The sequence below is a fragment of the Streptomyces sp. NEAU-sy36 genome, assembly GCF_013423905.1.
Taxonomy (GTDB): domain Bacteria; phylum Actinomycetota; class Actinomycetes; order Streptomycetales; family Streptomycetaceae; genus Streptomyces; species Streptomyces misionensis.
In genome coordinates, this window is record NZ_CP058977.1 from 3,014,817 (window position 1) to 3,027,470 (window position 12,654).

Consider the following 12,654-nt stretch of genomic DNA (forward strand, 5'->3'; position numbering starts at 1 on the left):
ACGACGACACCGGGAGGAGCACGGACGTGGCCGACAGCACCACCCAGCAACAGCCGCTCGTGGGCTGGGACAAGCCGGACCTGGACCTCAGCAAGGCCGACTGGCGGTCCAGCAGCCGCGGCCTGGGCGATGTCCAGATCGCCTTCGTCGAGGGCTTCATCGCGATGCGCAACAGCGACCGCCCGGAGAGCCCCTCCCTGATCTTCACCCCCGCCGAGTGGGGCGCCTTCGTCTCCGGCGCGCGCGAGGGAGAGTTCGACCTCACCTGAATCTCCCCCGGAGCGAGGCCGGACCGCGGGACGCGCAGGCCGTCGCACCGGGCCCGGGGTCACACCGCGTGCCCGGACACGCGATCCGGAGTGCCCCGCCGGGGCCGCGGCCTGAGAGGCTGGCCCCAGCAAGGGGAGGGTCGCATTCCGGAGGTGAGGAAGCATGAGCACTGAGCCGGTCATCGCCGCGGTCGACGGTTCCGAGGACAGCCTGCGCGCCCTGGAGTGGGCCGCGGACGCCGCCCGGCGCCGCGCGGCGCCGCTGCGGGTGGTCCATGTGCGCCAGTACGCCGCCTGGGGCCAGACCGACGTCCTGGTGGCCGGGCCGCCCGAGGAGGAGACCGACCCCGTCCTCGACGAGGCCCGCGCGGGACTCGGCGACCGGGCACCCGAGGCCGTGGAGTACCTCGCCCTGGAGGGCGCGCCCGGCGCGGTGCTGCCCGAACTCGGCGCCGAGGCACAGCTGCTGGTGCTCGGCTCCCGGGGGCGCGGCGGCTTCGCCAGCCTGCTGCTCGGCTCCAGCAGCCTCGCCGCCGCACGGGACGCGCAGTGCCCGGTGATCGTCGTACCCCGGCCCGGCCGGGAGGTGCACGGCGAGGGCCCGGCCGAGCCCGGACCGCGGGTGGTCGTCGGCCTGAACGTCGACAGCCCCGACGACGCGACACTCGCCTTCGCCTTCACCGAGGCGTCCCTGCGCGGTGCCCGCCTCCAGGTGCTCGCCGCCTACCCGTGGCCGCTCCAGACCTGGTCCGCGCCGGGCCAGCTGGTGCCGCCCATGCCCGACCAGGAGGCCATCGAGAACGAGACCCGGACGCTGGCCGAGGGCTTCCTCGCCCCGCACCGCGAACGCCACCCGAGCGTCCGCGCCGACGCCGAGGCCGTCCCCGGCGACGCGGCCGGCAGCCTCGTCGCCGCCTCCCGCGACGCCGACCTGGTCGTCGTCGGCCGCCACCGCCGCCGTCTGCTGGCCCCGGCCCGGATGATGGGCTCCGTCACCCAGGCCGTCCTGCTCCACGCGGCGAGCCCGGTCGCGGTGCTGCCGCCGGCCCCCGAGGGCGCCTGACCGGAACGGGGCCGGCCGCGGCCGGGGCCCCGGGGCGTCGCGGCGGCGAGGACCGCGGGGGCACGGACATGCCTCCACAGGCCGCGCCTTGCCGCCCGGCCGGTACCGTCGCACCCCACCCCCCTCCGGGCGCCCACAGGTCACCCGCCCCGGTCCGGGCACGTACCATGGCCGCATGTCGTTCCTCCGCCGCCGCAGTGCCACTCCCGCCGGGCCCGACTTCGACGTGCTGGCCATGGACCCGGGCGACTGGCCGGGCAATCTCGGTGCGGGACTGCTGCCCGCGCCCGACGGCACCTGCCAGGGTGTCTTCCTGCGCTACGACCTCTTCGGCGGGCGCGGCCCCGCGATGATCATCGGCAATCTGCCGGAGGGCTCCCCGGCCCGCGAGGTCGCCGAGGGCGAGATCCCCTTCGAGGTGGGCCAGCTGCTGCTGGCGCTGGAGAACGACGAGGAGGTCACCGTCGTCGGCACCGAGGACACCCCGGTCCTCCAGGGCGACAACCTGCTCATCGTGCGCCGCCTCAAGCTCTCCGAGAGCCGGATCTCCTGTGTGCAGTTCGACCGCAGCGACGGCGTCCTCGTGACCATCGCCGCCTGGGACCGGCCCATCACGGACGACCTCTACGCCCTGCTGAAGCCGCTCCCGGCGGAGCTTTTCCAGCAGGGCTGAGGCCCCCGCGGCTAGCCGGCCGAGTTCTCCACCGTCACGTCGGCCGCGCGCACGAAGCCGACCCGGTGGCCGTACTGGATCTCGTAGTACAGGTCCTTGCCCTGCACGACCTGGTGCGACTCGGGCGTGAAGGTCACCGCGTAGAAGTACTCGCCCGGCATCTCGTCACCGACCACGTACTTCTGTCCCGCCGGGATGGTGTACGGCAGGGACACCACCGACTGGACGGGCACCCCCGCCGGGTAGGCGGCCTTCTCCGGGTAGGCGCGGCCGTACACCGGAATACTGGCCAGCCCGTCCTTCGGGGTGATCACCAGGCCCTTGGCGGGCACCGCCGCCGGATGCTTGGCCGGGTTCTGGAACCACGCCTTCTGCCCGAGGTACCAGATGGCCGTCCAGTCCCCCCAGCGGTCGGCGACCGCGTACTGCTGGCCGGTGGAGACCCGCGAGGACAGGTCGTTGACGTCGGTGGTCGGCGCCTTCCCGAGCCCGATGTCCTTGATCAGCGGCGCGTCGACGTCGTGGTCCGAGTACAGCCGCACCTCGCTGGACGCGTGCGCCGCGCAGGGCTCGCCCGCCGTCTCGCAGCCCGTGTAGACCGGCTGGTTGGCGGCGTAGTCGGGCCGGATCGTCACCAGCCCGCCCCGCTTGCCCGCGGTCTTCTTGAACGGGTGGCCGAGCAACTGGAAGTAGTGCGCCCAGTCCCAGTACGGCCCCGGGTCGGTGTGCATCCCCGGGACGCTGGACGCCGTCGGACCGGGCACGTTGTCGTGGCCCAGGATGTGCTGCCGGTCCAGCGGGATGCCGTACCTCGTGGACAGGTACTTCACCAGCCGCGCCGAGGACCGGTACATCGCCTCCGTGAACCAGGCGTCCGGGTCGGTGAGGAAGCCCTCGTGCTCGATGCCGATCGAGCGGGCGTTGACGTCCCAGTTGCCCGCGTGCCAGGCCACGTCCTTCGCCTTGACGTGCTGGGCGATCAGCCCGTCGGTGGAGCGGATGGTGTAGTTCCAGGACACGTAGGTCGGGTCCTGGATCAGGTTCAGCACCCCGTCCCAGGCGCCCTCGGTGTCATGGATGACGATGTACTTGATGCGCTGCGAGGCCGGCCGGTCGCCGAGGTCGTGGTTGCCGTAGTCGTTGTCGCCGAACTGCGCGTACGCCGCCGGGAGCCACTCGCAGGACACCGACTTCGGGCACTCGGCGCCGTCGTCCCCGGCCGTGCGCAGGCCGGTCCGCGCCAGCTGCGCGGTGTCCGGGGCGAGAGAGGGCTCGGCGGTGAGGGAGACCCGCTGGCCGGCGTCCGTGGTGCGCCGCTCACCGCTGCGCAGCACGTCGTACACGTCGTTCGCGTACGCCGCCGCGGTCGCCGTGTCGTCGGCACCGGAGAAGCGGGCCACCGCGCCGTACCAGTCGGCCGGGTCGGCGCTGAGCGGCTCGCCCAGCTGCCGCTGCGCGGCGGCCAGCAGGGCGGCGCCGCCGGACACGTTGGCCGCCGGGTCGGTGCGCAGCCTCGCGGCCGGGATGCCGGTCAGCTCCGCCGCCCTGGGCAGCGTCTTCAGCCGGGCCGGCAGCGCGGAGTCGGCCGGCACCGTCGCCCGGGGGACCAGGGCGGGACGGGCGTCGTCGCCGCGGGCGTCCTCGGTGCCGTCGGCGAAGTGCTCGGTGGTGGCGATCGCGGTCCGGGCGTCGGTGAGGTGCATCGGGCCGTAGCCGCCGGAGACGCTGGGCGCGCCGCCGTGGGAGTCCCAGCGGGACTGGAGGTAGGAGACGGCCAGCAGAACGCTCTGCGGCACGTGGTACTCGGTGGACGCGGCGGCGAACGCGGACTGGAGCCGGTCCGGGGCGGAGCCCGGGGCGCTCTGGGCGGGAGCCGCGCCGAAGAGCGGCAGCAGCAGGGCGGCCGCGGCGAGCGGTACCGCGGCCCTGCGCAGATGTCTGTGTCCGGGGGCGGACGGTGAGTCAGTGGCGGAACCTCGCAATGCGGCCTCCTGTGACGGGCGGGCGTGGCGGGGCGTGCGGCGCCGAGCTGGGTCAGTGGTATCGGCTCGCCGACGATCCGTCAATGATGCCTTCACCGCCGAGATTTCCCACGTCACGAAGGGTTTCGGCGAGTTTCGCCGCGATGGTGGCCGGGCCTGCGGGGCGTCAGTGGAGTAGACCAATAAGGGGAGTGGTGACGGAACCCGCACAGCGGGAGGGTCCGCGGTGCGCGCCGCTCCCGGCGCACCGCGGACCCTCGTTCCCGTCAGCGGGTGCCGACCGCCGCACGCACCGCCTTGCGGGCCATCTGGCAGTCGTCGTGCAGCCGCCTGAGCAGCAGCCGCTGCTCCTCGCCGGACGGCACGGCGCCCGGGTGGGCGAGGCCCGCTGCCACCGGGGCCGGGTCCTGCATCGAACGCTGTACGGCCGACTCGTACCGGCGGATCTCCCGGGTCAGCAGCAGCATCAGGTTCACCAGGAAGGCGTCCCGGGAGGCGGGGCCCGCCGACTGGGCGATCTGGCTGATCTGCCGCCGGGCCGCAGGGGCCTGGCCGAGCACCAGCCACAGTGTGGCCAGGTCGTAGCCCGGCAGGTACCAGCCCGCGTGCTCCCAGTCGACCAGCACCGGACCGGCCGGGGAGAGCAGCATGTTCGACAGCAGCGCGTCGCCGTGGCAGAACTGGAGCATGCCCTGGCGGCCCACCTCGTGCGCGATGCCGTGCAGCAGCTTCTGCAGGTCGCCGAGGTCCCGGTCGGTGAGCAGGCCCAGCTCGTGGTCCCGCGAGATCCGGGCGGCGTAGTCCAGCGGCATGTCGAACAGGCCGGCCGGGGGGCGCCAGCCGTTCACCCGGCAGATCGCGCCGAGCGCCGCCCGGATGTCCGCGCGCGGAGGCGCCTCCATCGGATGCCGCTGGAGCGCCGCCACCCGGCCCGGCATCCGCTCGATGACCAGGGTGCAGTTGTCCGGATCCGCCGCGATCAGCCGGGGCACCCGGGCCGGAGGCCGGTGCCGGACGAACGAGCGGTATACGGCTATTTCGTGCCTGCTGCGCTCCGCCCATGTGGGCGAGTGGTCCAGCAGGCACTTGGCGACGGCCGTGGCGCGTCCCGTCGTACCGACGAAGAGCACGGACCGGGCGCTGCGCCGCAGGACCTGGACCGGCGCGAACTCCGGGCAGATCCGCTGCACCGCGGCGATCGCCGCGCGCAGCGGGGCGCCCTGGGGGCCGGACAAGTCGAGTCTCCCGCTCAGCGGTTGCGCGCCGGGCTGGCCCGGTACCCGCCGCGGCCGGGGGGCGCCCAGCACGGGGCCGCCCGGCCGCACCGCCGGGTCGAGATACGGCCCGCCGCCCGCCGGGCGGGGGCGCAACGGCCTGGGCGGGGCGGACACGGAGGACGTTGCCGCGTACATGGGAGATACAGATCCCTTCGTTGCCTGCGGTGCCTGCCTGTGGGGTCCTCGCGCCAGCCCGGCCCGGGCTCCCGGGCACACCCTGGGGAATGTCCCCGGGGGGACCGGGTCGGGGTGGCGCTTTCCTACCTGACACCCGATGGCCCCTGGCACACCATCTGGCGCACCCTGGCGAACCCTGGCGAATAGTCGCCCGGCAACCCTCACCCGGCTACTGTCAACTCAGCCGAGAACCTGGGGGCTTGACGTGAGCGGACGACCCAACACCCGCCTTTCGGACCTGTTCGGCCTGGCCGGCTGGTCCAAAGGCGAACTCGCGAGGCTGGTCAACAAACAGGCGGCGGCCATGGGCCACCCCCAGTTGGCGACCGACACCTCCCGGGTCCGGCGGTGGATCGACAAGGGAGAGATCCCGCGCGATCCCGTGCCGCGGGTGCTGGCCGCCCTGTTCACCGAGCGTCTCGGCCGTGTCGTGACCATCGAGGACCTCGGTCTGGTGCGCCACGGGCGGGCAGGGAAACGGCAGGGCGACGGGATCGAGGAACATCCCGACGGAGTGCCGTGGGCGCCCGAGCGGACCGCCGCGGTCCTCACCGAATTCACGGGAATGGACCTCATGCTCAACCGACGCGGCTTGGTGGGCGCGGGCGCCGCGCTCGCCGCGGGATCCACACTCAGCAGCGCCATGCACGACTGGCTGCACAGCGACCCGGTCCTCAGGGCCGACGCCCCTGCCCTCGACGACCCCCTGCACCCCGACCCCGCCGGATTCGACCGCTACGAGGCCGCCCCCATCGGGTCTCAGGAGATCGAGGAACTGGAGCGATCCGTCGAGGTGTTCCGCGCCTGGGACGCGGCCCGCGGCGGCGGTCTCCAGCGCAAGGCGGTGGTGGGCCAGCTCAACGAGGTGGGCGGCATGCTCGCCTACCGCCACCCCCCCCACCTCCAGCGGCGCCTGTGGGGCGTCGCCGCCAACCTCGCGGTCCTCGCGGGCTGGATGTCGCACGACGTCGGCCTGGAGCCCACCGCCCAGAAGTACTTCGTCATCGCGGCGCACGCCGCCCGGGAGGGCGGTGACCGGCCGCGCGCCGGCGAGGCGCTGTCCCGCGCGGCCCGCCAGATGGTCCACCTGGGCCGGCCGGACGACGCCCTGGACCTGATGAAGCTCGCCCAGTCCGGCGCGGGCGACCGCCTCCAGCCGCGCACCAAGGCGATGTTCCACACCATCGAGGCCTGGGCACAGGCGTCCATGGGCAAGGGCCAGGCGATGCGCCGCACCCTCGGACAGGCGGAGGACATGTTCGTCGCCGACCGGGGCGACGGCGAGCCGCTGGACTGGATGCAGACCTTCAAGGCCGAGGACCTGTACGGCATGCAGGCCCTGGCCTACCGCACCCTGGCGGAGTTCGACCCGGACGCGGCGGTGCACGCCCAGCACTACGCGGACAAGGCCCTGGCGCTGCGCGTCGACGGCCGGGAGCGCTCGAAGATCTTCGACCACCTCTCCATGGCCTCGGCCTGCTTCCTCGCCGACGACCCGGAGCAGGCCGACCGCTACGCGCGCCTCGCCCTGATGTCGATGGGGGCGAACTCCTCCCGCCGCACCTGGGACCGGTTGCGTCAGATGTACCGGCTCACCGCGGAGTACGCGGGCTACCCGAAGATCCACGAACTGCGGGAGGAGATCAGGCTCGCCCTGCCCAAGCCGAGGACGAAGAGCCAGAACCGCGCCCAGGCGTAGGGGCATGGCGTGTCCGGCGCGCCGAGGAACGGACCAGTACGCCCGTGCGCCCTCAGGGGCGGCTCACCCGGCCGACACGGTGCCGGCTCACGCCGTGACCCGGGCGACGAGCACACACGCGTCCTCCTCGCGTCCGGCCCCGCCGAACTCCTCGACCAGCGCCCGCACACAGTCCTGTGCCGTGCGCGCCGCGCCGAACCGGGGGGCGAGGCCCAGCAGCCGGTCCGCGCCCGCCGCCCTGTCCTGCCCGGGCACCAGCCCCTCGGTGTGCAGCAGGAGCAGGTCGCCCGGTACGAGGGTCACCTCGGCCTGTTCGTAGACGGCACCCCTGGTGGCACCGAGCAGCACGCCCTGCGGTGCGCCGAGCGCGCGCCCCGTCCCGCCGCGGTACAGCAGCGGGGCGGGGTGTCCCGCCTGTCCCCAGACCAGTGTCCGGGTGGCGGGCCGGTAGCGGCAGCAGACGGCGCTGCCCAGGGCGGGCTGCACCGTGGCGTCGAGCAACTGGTTCAGCAGTGCGAGGAGTCGACCGGGCTGGGTGCCCGTCATCGCCATGCCCCGCACGGCGCCGAGCAGGGTCGCCATGCCGGAGGCGACGGCCACCCCGTGCCCGGTGAGGTCGCCGACGCTGAGCAGCGTCTCGCCGTCGGCCAGCTCCAGCGCGTCATACCAGTCGCCGCCGATCGGATTGCCGCCGTCCGAGGACAGCCGGTGGGCGGCGAGGTCCAGGGTGGCCGGGCCCTGGTGCGGGGGCCGCAGGGAACCGCGCCAGGGCGGCACCACGGCCTCCTGCAACTCGGCCGCGACCCGCTGTTCGGCCCGCTCCCGGTGCCGGTGCTGCCGCAGCGAGTCCCGGGTCTCGCGCACGGCCCGCTGGCTGCGGCGCAGGGCGCTGACGTCGCGCAGCACGGCCCACATCGAGGCGGTGCCGCCGTCGGGGCCGAGTACCGGCTCGCCCATCATGTGCACGGTCCGCACGGAGGCGTCGGGCCGGCGCACCCGGAACTCGCCGTCGATCGGCCTGCCGTCGATCAGACAGCCCGTGACCATCGCGGTCAGCTTGGCGCGGTCCTCCTCCAGGACCAGCGAGGGCAGTTCGTCCAAGGTGAGGGCGGGCAGCTCGGGGTCGAGGCCGAGGATGCGGTACAACTCGGCGGACCAGGTCGCCTCGTCCGTCAGCAGGTTCCACTCGGCGCTGCCGACCCGGCTGAGCAGCGAGCCGCGCGGGGTGCGGGCGGCCGGCGCCGGGCTCGGGGCCGGTGCGGGGGCCGGGAGCAGGGGTGCGGGGCCGTCCCGCAGCTGAGCCAAGTGGGCGTCCACGTCGTCCAGTTGGTGGAGCGCGAGGTCGTACAGGGCGCGCTGCCAGCGCTCCTCGGGGTCCGGGCCGTCGGCGCGGGCGTCCCGCCGCACCGCGTCCACCTCGCCCTTGAGGCGCCGCGCCTGCTTGATCAGCGCCTCGACCGGGTCGCGCCCGGGCGGCTGGGCGGCTGGGCGGTCCGCGGAGACCGGTGACGGCATTTCGCACTCCGAGAAGAGGGGGGACGGCAAGGCCTGCGGGACGGGGACCGCAACGACTGTCGCACAGTGCGCGAGGCCCCGTAAGGGATTTGGCAACACACGATACGGTGGTGCTTCCGGCATATGCCAGAGTCTTCCCGCGGCGATCCCCGCACGGCGCCGACGCGCCCGGTGAAGCCGCCAAGGCGTAGGAAAAATACGGGAGTTGACGGACAGCTCAGCCCTCTGAAGACGCAGTCAACCGTTTGTTCGACAGTGCTGTGCTCTCCGATGACCGGGTCCGGCCTGTACCCATCGAACTCTGACCGGATTTGGCGGCATGCGAGAGGCCCCGGCGGACTCCTTAAAGGCATGGAGACCACCATCGAACTACCCGCGCTCGCCCGGCTGATCACCGCGGAGGACCAGGAGATCCCCGTCACGGCCACCCTGCGCTACACCGCGCGCGATCCCCTCGCCGTCTTCGTGGACTTCCCGGCGGAGGCCGCCCTGGACGGCGAGGACGTCAGCTGGACCTTCGCGCGGTCCCTGCTGGACCAGGGGCTGCGCAGCCCGGCCGGGCGCGGTGACGTCCAGATCTGGCCGTACGGCCGCACCCGGACCGTACTGGAGTTCCATTCGCCCTACGGTCTCGCCCTGCTCCAGTTCCCCACCACGACCCTGCGCCGCTTCCTGGTGCGCAGCTACGGGGTGGTGGCGGCGGGACAGGAGGACATGGCAGCGGTGGTGGAGCGGGGACTGACGGCCCTGTTCGGCGGGGTGTGAGCGGCTTCCCCGGGAGCCCCGCGCGACCGGCCGGCATCTTTGAACATTGTTCACCTCCGCCTCACCGCACGGGTATGGACGCTGCCGGTCGGCACGGGCACCCTGGCCCGCGGTGTGCCGCTGGGGCACTCCCGTGACCGAGGGCGGGCGAATGACACCGATCAGCCGAAGGGGCTTCGTGGGGCTGGGCGCTTCCGTGGCGGCGGGGGTGGCGCTGGGCGCCACCACACGCCCGGCCGCGGCGGCCGCCACCGCGGCGACCGGCACGATCAAGGACGTCAAGCACGTGGTGATCCTCATGCAGGAGAACCGCAGTTTCGACCACTACTTCGGCCGTCTGAAGGGCGTACGCGGCTTCGGCGACCGCAGCGGCATCACCCTCTCCGGCGGATACTCGGTCTTCAACCAGCCGAACCTGCTGAGCCGCCAGTACCCGTGGAAGCTCAGCTCCACCCCGTCGGCGGGCGGCAAGGACGGCGAGACCCTCGCCCAGTGCAACGGCGACCTGCCGCACTCCTGGTCCTCGCAGCACTCCGCGTGGAACAAGGGCCGCCTGGACAACTGGGTCGCGGGCGTCGGCAACGTCCGCTCGCTCGGCTACCTGGACCGCTCGGACATTCCGTTCCACTACGCGCTCGCCGACAACTACACCATCTGCGACGCCTACTTCTGCTCCACGCTGAGCGCCACCGGCCCCAACCGCACCTACCTGTGGAGCGGCAAGGTCGACTCCTCCAGCAACGACGGCGGGGACGAGTCCGGTCTGACCTGGCAGACCTACGCGGAGTCGCTCCAGGCCGCCGGCGTGAGCTGGAAGGTGTACCAGAACGCCGCCGACAACTACGGCGACAACGGCTGCGCGTACTTCAGCAGATTCGCGAACGCCAAGCCGGGCGACCCGCTGTACGACCGGGGGATGTCCTCGGTGCCGAAGGCGACCGGCTCCACCCCGGACGACATCGCCGCCGCCATCAAGGCCGACGTGCTGGCGGGCACCCTGCCGCAGGTCTCCTGGGTGGTGGCCAACCAGGCCTTCTCCGAGCACCCCTACGCCCCGCCCGGCGACGGCGCCCACTTCGTCAACCTCGTGTACCAGGCCCTCGCCGCCGACGAGGCCGTCTTCGACTCCACCGTGCTGTTCCTCAACTACGACGAGAACGACGGCTACTTCGACCACGTGCCCCCGCCGTCCCCGCCCGCCGGCACGGCCGGCGAGTTCCTGAACGGAGTACCGTACGGCCTCGGCTTCCGCGTCCCGATGATCGTCATATCGCCCTGGACCCGCGGCGGCTGGGTCTCCTCGGAGGTCTTCGAGCACACCTCGGTGCTGCGCTTCCTGGAGACCTGGACGGCAGCCCTCGGCACGCCCGCCACCTGCCCGAACATCAGCGACTGGCGGCGCAAGGTGAGCGGCGACCTCACCGGCGTGTTCGACTTCGCCCACCCGGTGAACGGCCCGGTGTCCCTGCCCGCGATCAGCGTCATCGGCATCGGCAACTGCGCCTCGCTGCCCAACCCGGTGCCCACGGACAACGCCCTGCCCGCCCAGGAACCCGGCACCCGGCCGGCCCGGGCGCTGCCGTACCAGCCGGGCGGGTACCTGGACCGGCTGGAGTTCGGCTCGGGCGGCAAGATCCTCGCCTGGTTCGTCATGACCAACCAGGGCGCGCCCGCCACCCGGGCGGCCCACTTCTCCATCCACCCCAACGCCTACCGTGACACCACGCCCTGGCAGTACACGGTCGACGCGGGCGGCACCGCCTCCGACTACTTCAACATCGGCTCCGGCTACGGCGACGGCAAGTACGACCTGACCATGGTCGGCCCCAACCGCTTCCTGCGCCGCTTCCGGGGCGACGCCACCAAGGCGGGCAAGTCCGCCGAGGTGAGCACCCGTTACGCGGTCGAGCCGGGCACCGGGAAGCTCGCCGTCTACTTCCGGATGGCCAACTCCGGCAGCGCGCCCGTGACGTTCACGATCACCTCGGGCAACTACCGCGGCGACGGACCCTGGACCTACACCGTGGCCGCCGGGGCCTACGCGGAGGACTTCTTCAACGCCGTCGCGTACAGCGACGGCTGGTACGACTTCACGGTGACCGTCGACTCGGACACGACCTGGTCGCGCCGGTTCACCGGACACCTGGAGACCGGCGCCCCCAGCGTCAGCGGCTGACCTCCGCGTACAGGTCCGGGCGCGGGGCGAGTTCGACGGCCACCCGGTCGCCGCCCTCCAGCGCCCGGACCCCGGCCTCCGCGACGACGGAGGCCACGTAGCCGTCCCAGGCGCCGGGCCCGGTGACCCGTCCGGCCCGGGTGGCGTCGACCCAGTCCTGCACCTCGCGGTCGTAGGCGTCGGCGAAGCGCACGAGATAGTCCCGCGCCACCTCGCGGCGGGCGCCCGCGGCCGTGGTGACCAGCACGGAGCGGTCCTCGCCGATCCTCGCGGAGCCCGCCTCGCACACCGCCTCGCAGCGCACCTGGTAGCCGAAGCCGCAGTTGACGAAGACTTCGACGTCGACCAGGGCGCCCCGCTCGGTCTCGAAGAGCACGAACTGCGGATCGACCAGTCCCTCGGGCGCGCCCGCGGAGGACACCGGACGGCGCACGGTCACCGCGGTCAGCTCCTCGCCGAGCAGCCAGCGGGCCGCGTCGATCTCGTGCGAGACGGAGCTGTTGATCAGCTGGGCACTGGTGAAACCCGGCGGCGAGGACACGTTGCGGTGGACGCAGTGCAGCATCAGCGGGCGGCCGAGCGTGCCCCCGTCCAGCAGCGCCTTCAGCCGCCGGTACTCGGCGTCGTACCGGCGCATGAACCCGACCTGCGCCAGGCGCCGCCCGAGCCGGGCCTCCGCCTCCACGACCCGCAGCGCGCCGGCCGGGTCCGGCACCATGGGCTTCTCGCACAGTACCGGCAGGTTCCGCGCGAACGCGCCGAGCAGCGCCGCCTCGTGCGCGGGTCCGGGGGAGGCGATCAGCACGGCCGCCACTCCGGGCGCGTCGAGGGCGGCCTCGGGATCGGTGTGCACGGTGACGCCGGCGAGCCCCGCCACCGCCGCCGCGGCCCGCTCGGCGTCGGGGTCGGCGACGGCCGCGACCCGGGCGCCGGTGACCACCCGGTCCAGGCGCCTTATGTGATCGGCCCCCATGTGCCCGGCCCCCAGCACCGCCACACCCAGCGGCTCACCCATGCGCGCGCTCCCTCGCCTCGACGATCACGCGTAGCGTACGTCG

The 12,654-nt window shown here is 73.3% G+C and carries 10 protein-coding genes; 6 read left to right on the forward strand and 4 right to left on the reverse strand.

What is annotated here, in order from left to right; genetic code table 11:
* Positions 1 to 26 precede the first annotated feature (26 nt).
* From HZZ00_RS13800 to HZZ00_RS13810, 3 genes are all read left to right on the forward strand, one after another.
* Positions 27 to 269: a DUF397 domain-containing protein gene (locus HZZ00_RS13800; protein ID WP_180332459.1), complete on the forward strand. Its 243-nt coding sequence runs from the start codon at positions 27 to 29 to the stop codon at positions 267 to 269.
* 163 nt (positions 270 to 432) lie between these two features.
* Positions 433 to 1,332, forward strand: coding sequence for a universal stress protein (locus tag HZZ00_RS13805; RefSeq protein ID WP_180332460.1), 900 nt, complete (start codon positions 433 to 435; stop codon positions 1,330 to 1,332).
* Positions 1,333 to 1,507: 175 nt separating this feature from the next.
* Complete coding sequence (locus tag HZZ00_RS13810; protein WP_070026621.1) at positions 1,508 to 2,005, forward strand: hypothetical protein; 498 nt, start codon at positions 1,508 to 1,510, stop codon at positions 2,003 to 2,005.
* Between the two features lie 11 nt (positions 2,006 to 2,016).
* Here the strand turns inward: HZZ00_RS13810 and HZZ00_RS13815 are convergent, their stop codons facing one another.
* Positions 2,017 to 3,987 carry an N-acetylmuramoyl-L-alanine amidase gene (locus tag HZZ00_RS13815; RefSeq protein WP_180332461.1) on the reverse strand — a complete coding sequence of 657 codons (1,971 nt, stop codon included), beginning with the start codon at positions 3,985 to 3,987 and terminating at the stop codon, positions 2,017 to 2,019.
* 266 nt (positions 3,988 to 4,253) lie between these two features.
* Entirely contained in the window at positions 4,254 to 5,399 is a 1,146-nt protein-coding gene (locus tag HZZ00_RS13820) for an aminoglycoside phosphotransferase family protein (RefSeq protein WP_180332462.1), read from the reverse strand.
* Between the two features lie 247 nt (positions 5,400 to 5,646).
* On the opposite strand from HZZ00_RS13820, the gene HZZ00_RS13825 reads away from it, so the two are divergent.
* Positions 5,647 to 7,140 (forward strand): hypothetical protein, encoded by a 1,494-nt coding sequence (locus tag HZZ00_RS13825; RefSeq protein ID WP_180332463.1) that lies wholly within the window; start codon positions 5,647 to 5,649, stop codon positions 7,138 to 7,140.
* An 87-nt stretch (positions 7,141 to 7,227) separates the two neighbouring features.
* On the opposite strand, the gene HZZ00_RS13830 is transcribed toward HZZ00_RS13825, so the two are convergent.
* On the reverse strand, positions 7,228 to 8,655 hold the full coding sequence (locus tag HZZ00_RS13830; RefSeq protein ID WP_180332464.1) for a PP2C family protein-serine/threonine phosphatase: 1,428 nt from the start codon (positions 8,653 to 8,655) through the stop codon (positions 7,228 to 7,230).
* A 351-nt stretch (positions 8,656 to 9,006) separates the two neighbouring features.
* Between HZZ00_RS13830 and HZZ00_RS13835 the strand changes: the two genes are divergently transcribed.
* Together HZZ00_RS13835 and HZZ00_RS13840 are read left to right on the forward strand one after the other, a co-directional pair.
* Positions 9,007 to 9,420 (forward strand): SsgA family sporulation/cell division regulator, encoded by a 414-nt coding sequence (locus HZZ00_RS13835; protein WP_180332465.1) that lies wholly within the window; start codon positions 9,007 to 9,009, stop codon positions 9,418 to 9,420.
* A gap of 151 nt (positions 9,421 to 9,571) precedes the next feature.
* Complete coding sequence (locus tag HZZ00_RS13840; protein ID WP_180332466.1) at positions 9,572 to 11,596, forward strand: phosphocholine-specific phospholipase C; 2,025 nt, start codon at positions 9,572 to 9,574, stop codon at positions 11,594 to 11,596.
* On the opposite strand, the gene HZZ00_RS13845 is transcribed toward HZZ00_RS13840, so the two are convergent.
* Positions 11,586 to 12,611, reverse strand: coding sequence for a Gfo/Idh/MocA family protein (locus tag HZZ00_RS13845; RefSeq protein ID WP_180332467.1), 1,026 nt, complete (start codon positions 12,609 to 12,611; stop codon positions 11,586 to 11,588). The two genes, HZZ00_RS13840 and HZZ00_RS13845, sit on opposite strands and share 11 nt — an antisense overlap.
* Positions 12,612 to 12,654 lie beyond the last annotated feature (43 nt).